This is a genomic window from Mesorhizobium sp. B3-1-9, assembly GCF_006439595.1.
In the GTDB taxonomy this organism is placed as follows: Bacteria; Pseudomonadota; Alphaproteobacteria; order Rhizobiales; family Rhizobiaceae; genus Mesorhizobium.
The window spans coordinates 1-5,130 of the sequence record NZ_VFTJ01000045.1; the positions used below are offsets into that span (position 1 = coordinate 1).

A 5,130-nucleotide genomic window follows, 5' to 3' on the forward strand; every position below is an offset into this window, starting at 1 on the left:
AATACCGCAGTGCTCCTCAATCGTCGCCCTGATCAACTGGAGCGCGGCGCGGCACTCGGGATCGTTCTTCATCCGAATAGTCTGGGGCGGTGGCGGGGCTCGTCAAGCGGTGGCCAATGGAACATTCCGCCGCCTCTGAAATTGCTCTTGCACGGCGCAGCTTCCGCCGAGACAGCGCGCCGTGTCGGAACGATAGCGACCGTTCCGGCGAGAGCCCGTCTCCTCAGGGCGGGCTCTCACGCGCTTGAGTTGTCTCGCGTCAAAGCTTTAGGGCCTTCGCCTCGCCTTCCAGGGTCTCGCGCTGGTTGCCGTGCTTCTGGATCAACTCGCGCACTGCTGCGACGTCAACCCGACCTTCTGGGCGAAATGCTCAATCTCATAGTCTTCCTCGGCCGAAACCCGATCGCGGCCGCGGAAGTCGCGCTTGCTCTTGTCGTCTGCCATGGCGTTCTCCTCCTGGTCAGGAGGAACCATGTATATTGCAAATGTTCCGATTTACCGTTTCGAACGCGTGCGGTGCTTAGATCTGTCCTGCTTTTTGAAGCCCGTCGCTCTGTAGACGCTTTCGATGATTTGAAGCACTTCGTCGCGTGGTAGCCCACATCGCCGGACGTAAAATCGGCCCCAAGCAGCCGCTCCTCCGAAACGCTCGCGGTAATTAGGATCGATTTCTTCCCCATCGGATTCGCAACTACGGAACAAGAATGGGCCGAACGGGCCGCGCGTCATCTGAAGGTCGAACTAACGCGGGCCGATCTGACATATGACGAGCTGGCCGAGCGTATGAAGGCACACGGCTTCAAAGAGACAAAGGCCATCCATATGATGCCGAAGAAAACCGCGCCGATCATGCTAGCCACCCGCTGGCATGTGGGTTTAGTTCTGTCGCCGCGCCCGTGGCGTTTGCGCCATAATACCGCAGTGCTCCTCAATCGTCGCCCTGATCAACTGGAGCGCGGCGCGGCACTCGGGATCGTTCTTCATCCGAAGAGTCTGGGGCGGTGGCGGCGCACGTCAAGCGATTGCTAATGGAACATTCCGCCGTCTCAGAAATTGCTCTTGCACGGCGCACTTCGGACGAGCAGCGCGCTGGGTCGGAACGCTTGCAACCGTTCCGGCGAGAGCCCGTTTCCCACAGGGCGGGCTCTCACGCCGCCTTGAGTTGTTTGCTCTTCGTCTGCCATCGCCTTCTCCTCCTGGTCAGGAGGAACCATGTCTATTGCAAATGTTCCGATTTACCGTTTCGAACGCTTGCGGTGCTTAGATTTGTCCTGCTTTTTGAAGCCCGTCGCGCTGTAGGCGCTTTCGATGATTTGAAGCACTTCGTCGCGTGGTAGCCCACATCGCCGGGCGTAAAAATCGGCCTCAAGCAGCCGCTCCTCCGAAACGCTCTCGGTGATTAGGATCGCCTTCTTCCCCATCGGATATCTCCAAGGCCATGCTGGCTTATAACCGATTCTCGGGAAGACTTGTTCCAGCGAATGCTAATGGGACTGAAACTTCATCGCGTTATTGATTGAAATCGTAGAGTTGGGGCTGTGATGCTTGAGCGCGCCGACGGTGAACGGTTGCCCATTATCCATCCAATGAAGCCCAAGCTCTTCAGGGATCCTCCGAAGGGCGACGACTGGATTCATGAGGTCAAGCAGGACGGGTACCGAACGCAGATTCTCAAGGACCGCGACGGCATCCGGCTTTTCTCCAAAAGGGACTATACTGGACCGGCATATTTGCCGAGTTGGCGGCCGCGGCGACCGCGATCCGAGCCGAAAACTTCATTCCTGAGGGCGAAACGATCAAGATCAATGCCGCCGGCCTCGCCGATTTCCAAGCGCTCTAAAAGCTGTTGGCATCCGAAAAGCTCGGGACATTTCATCTGGTCGCTTCGATCTTATCTATCTGCTGAATGGCAAGGATCTCCGGAACGAGCCGGTGGAAAGGCGCCGCGATATCCTCTAGGCCTTGATCCCCGCCGGCAATCGCATCCAGTTCAGCGAAGCGATGGCGGGCCTGGCGACGCAGTGTTCCACCTGGTCGACATGGCCTGCGTCGAAGGCATGGTTTCGAAGCGGAAGGGGAGCCGCTACCGCAGCGGCCCGACCACTGACTGGCACAAGGTGAAATGCTTCCAGCTGAAGACGGTAGACATCATGGGCCACCAGCGCGATCCTGGGCAAGCCGCGCGCGTGCTGATGGCCGACAAGGGCCGGTACGTCGGGACCGCTGTCCAACTTCAAGCTCGACCGGCGGCAGCGGCTTTGGGACCAGGTGCAGGGCCTGACCGGCGCGCCGCCGCCGAAGGGGCTGGCGAAGGAAAAGGCCGAGTGGCTGCGGCCCGAGCTCGTCGGACGAGTGAAGTTCCTGAAGGGCGAGGAGATGCTGCGCCTCGTCTCGCTGAAGGATTTCAAGGAAACGTAGGCGTGCCGGCGCTGCTCCCTCGGAGCGGAACATTAGGCTTGTCTAACGGTTCCGATCCTAGTGCGTTTTCCGAGGATAGAGCGATGGCCGTGCTAGCGTTTGATTTCGTCTATTTCTGCCAACTGACAGGGGCCGATCTCTTAGGCGGTATCGTCTGCCTATTGGCGTTCCTCATGCTCTACAACGTCATGGCGGAAGACCGTCCAAATCGGTAGGCTGAGCGGCGCTCCAGTCCTCACAAGGCTTGTCGATGCGCGGTGTTTTTCTCTTCGGCGGCACGTGGCTTGTGAAGAGGCGCACGGCATGGACTTTGAAGGTGATCCCCAGATCATTCCCGTCTGAGTGGATCAGCTTTCTACAGAGCATTGCCGCAGCGCTCGACAAGCACCTAACAAGCTTCAACGAAAGCAGACATCACCCGATCAGCCGATAGCGACCGCTCCCGCCAGATTCCTTCGCATCTCCTGGCCTCCAGCCGACGACCACCTTCCGACGGTCTTACCCGATCGGGCGGCGATCGTGTGCTAAAGCTGGGAATGCAGTCGGCTAGCCATCCAATCCGTCACCCTTTCAGTCCAGGGGCGGGCTTGCCATTCCTCGAGACTGATCTGCTTAGACCGTGCTAGGTCCCGGTTGAACAGATCGATTTGGGTTTGTCCAAAGTCCTTGCCATAGATATTCAGATTGGCCTCATCGTTAAGACCAAGGGATCGCTCATCAAGGTTGGCGGAACCGAAGCTCGCCCAGACGTCGTCGACGATCAGCAGCTTAGGATGGTACATCGTGGGCTGGAACTCATAAATCCGGACGCCCGCCTTGAGTAATTCGCCCCAGAAGTAGCGCGAGCCCTTTCGAACGATAGGAACATCCGTCAGCGAGTTGGGGACGATGATATCGACGATCACGCTCCTTTTTCGGGCATCCAGTATCTGCTGCAGGGCGATGTCGTCCGGAACGAAATAAGCCATTCCGATCCGCAAGTGATCCTTGGCAGCAGCCATCGCAGCCAACATCATCAGCTCCATGTCTTCGGAGCCATTTGGTTGCGAAGACAAGATAAGTTGAGCGCTCAGGTTCCCCGCAGCTGCGAGCGGCGGGTAGAACTTCTCGCCCTGCAACGGCTCGCCCGCGGTCTCCAGCCAGTTTTCGGCGAATGCCGCCTGGAATGCGGCTGCGGCACGTCCCTCGATGCGGTAGTGCGTGTCACGCCACTCTGTCGGATTGCGAGCGTCTCCGAGCCAATTGTCCGCAATGCCGACACCGCCGGTGAACGCTATCCGACCGTCGACGATGAGCAGTTTGCGATGCGTTCGGTTGTTCACGCGATCCAGGGTATACCAGTAGATGGGCCGGTAGCGCTGGAACCGCACTCCAGCACTCGTCATGATGTGGATCAGTTCTTCATCGAAGGGGAGACTGCCGACCCAGTCGACGAGCACACGAACCTCGACGCCTTCTCGGGCTTTGGCCGCCAAGGCCGCGGCGAACTCGTAGCCCACCTTTCCCGACCAATAGATGTAGGTTTCCATGTTGATGGTCGAACGCGCGGTGCGGATGGCTTCCAGCATTGCTGGAAAGATCTCATCGCCATTGACCAGCGTCTGCACCGCGTTGGCGTCGAACATTTGTCCCTGGGAATAGCTGGTCATGCTCCTCGCGAATTGAGGATCGGCTGCGTCAAAACGGTGGGGAACGATTGCGCGGATACTCCGGGAATCGGGGATCAAGTTCATCACGATCACAGTGATCGAACTCACGACAATCGCGATGGCAACATACTTAAGTACGTTGAACCAACGACCGATCTTTCCTCTGAGTACGGTCGGCTTTTCCCGAGTCAAACCCTTACACCCCGTGCCGCCCGCGCTGTGGATGGTGGCCATGTGCAACACAAGAACTTCGAGTGCGACGGGAGGTTCCGAGCTGCGGACGAGGGCCGCTATCCTTTGCGCCCGCGCAATTCACCACACATGAACGCTGCAGCGGCGGAAGCGGTCCGACCGCTTGCGGCCGACAACAGACATGGCCGCTTTGCGCCGCAAAGCGGTCGTCAACACGAGCTTTTCCCTCACCTGAAAGCGGATGGTCAAATTGGACCGGCGTAATGTCCGTCGCCGACCTGCCGTCGCCAATGTTCGATTCTGACGGACTTGGCCATAGTCGTGGCAGGTGTGATCAAGAGCTACGAAGTCAACGCATAGCAGTAATAAAAGAACAAAGATGTTTCGGTCAGATGACTAAAAGCTCTGATCCAGAACATTGAGTGTGGCGGCTTATAGATGGTCTATTTCTTGGTAAAAGGCCGCGAACTCCAATTTTGTTGAGTGTTTTCGTTGTCATTAGCTATATGAATATCAACCATTAGAAAGGGTTGGATTGACAAAATCCACACCATAGCTGGTTGTCAGCAGTACTGACTTGAATTCGTATCACGGTGGCGTGGGATGGTGGGCGGGGAACCGGACGACGTGCGGGTGAAATCTGCCGGCACTGAGTGGGTAGTCCGCGTCGTCGAAAAGGGGACCGCAACCATTCACCTGTTCGAGGTTCAGACCTCAGCGGAAGCCTTCGCCGATGTCGAAAGGAGCAGGCTGGGTTTGCCCGCACAGCCACCGATTGACAATGGGTACTAATCGGCTCGACCATTCGTAAAGTCGAGGCCGACTGCTCGGCCACGTTGCTGCATGATGCTCACAAGGGAGGGGGGTATGG

The 5,130-nt window shown here is 57.8% G+C and carries 5 protein-coding genes; 2 read left to right on the forward strand and 3 right to left on the reverse strand.

The annotated features are described in order from the left end of the window. Positions 1-321 precede the first annotated feature (321 nt). A complete protein-coding gene (locus FJW07_RS31405; protein WP_348640195.1) occupies positions 322-444 on the reverse strand; it encodes a hypothetical protein in 123 nt (40 codons plus the stop codon). A gap of 234 nt (positions 445-678) precedes the next feature. Here FJW07_RS31405 and FJW07_RS32230 point away from each other — a divergent pair, with 234 nt between their 5' ends. Then, on the forward strand, positions 679-1,029 hold the full coding sequence (locus FJW07_RS32230) for a DUF6471 domain-containing protein (RefSeq protein WP_281405351.1): 351 nt from the start codon (positions 679-681) through the stop codon (positions 1,027-1,029). Positions 1,030-1,235: 206 nt separating this feature from the next. On the opposite strand, the gene FJW07_RS31410 is transcribed toward FJW07_RS32230, so the two are convergent. Next, positions 1,236-1,421, reverse strand: a complete 186-nt coding sequence (locus tag FJW07_RS31410) for a hypothetical protein (RefSeq protein WP_140784832.1) — start codon at positions 1,419-1,421, stop codon at positions 1,236-1,238. 847 nt (positions 1,422-2,268) lie between these two features. Here FJW07_RS31410 and FJW07_RS32235 point away from each other — a divergent pair. Next, entirely contained in the window at positions 2,269-2,418 is a 150-nt protein-coding gene (locus tag FJW07_RS32235; RefSeq protein ID WP_246680931.1) for a hypothetical protein, read from the forward strand. 524 nt (positions 2,419-2,942) lie between these two features. Here the strand turns inward: FJW07_RS32235 and FJW07_RS31430 are convergent. Next, the gene (locus tag FJW07_RS31430; RefSeq protein WP_140860912.1) at positions 2,943-4,301 is read right to left on the reverse strand and encodes a phospholipase D-like domain-containing protein; all 1,359 of its coding nucleotides are present in this window, start codon (positions 4,299-4,301) and stop codon (positions 2,943-2,945) included. Positions 4,302-5,130 lie beyond the last annotated feature (829 nt).

Excerpts from the sequence above, each read along its gene's own strand:
- FJW07_RS31405 (WP_348640195.1), bottom strand. The coding sequence starts at position 444 with ATGGCAGACGACAAGAGCAAGCGCGACTTCCGCGGCCGCGATCGGGTT.
- FJW07_RS31430 (WP_140860912.1), bottom strand. The coding sequence starts at position 4,301 with ATGGCCACCATCCACAGCGCGGGCGGCACGGGGTGTAAGGGTTTGACT.
- FJW07_RS31410 (WP_140784832.1), bottom strand. The coding sequence starts at position 1,421 with ATGGGGAAGAAGGCGATCCTAATCACCGAGAGCGTTTCGGAGGAGCGG.